The 233-nt window shown below is 67.0% G+C and carries 1 protein-coding gene; it reads right to left on the minus strand.

Annotated features, from left to right (window positions below; genetic code table 11):
• Positions 1-10: 10 nt before the first annotated feature.
• Positions 11-233 (minus strand): hypothetical protein (locus IEQ44_RS16590; protein WP_227487728.1); only part of this gene is annotated, 223 nt, incomplete at its 5' end.

A 233-nucleotide genomic window follows, 5' to 3' on the forward strand; every position in this document is an offset into this window, starting at 1 on the left:
CAGCCACGGATCACGCCCGCGCGCCTTCGGTCACGTGGCTGCTGTTGTGACGCAGCGCCTTCAGCACCGTCTCCACGATCGCGTCGGCGTCGTGCCCGGCCTGCGCATATTGCACCTCGGGCTTGTCCTGATCCTGGAAGATGTCGGGCAAGCGCATCGTGCGCAGCTTCAGCCCGCCGTCGATCAGTCCTTCGTCCGACGCCATGGTCAGGACATGCGCGCCCAAGCCACCG

The sequence above is a fragment of the Nocardioides malaquae genome (assembly GCF_015070385.1).
In the GTDB taxonomy this organism is placed as follows: Bacteria; Actinomycetota; Actinomycetes; order Propionibacteriales; family Nocardioidaceae; genus Nocardioides; species Nocardioides malaquae.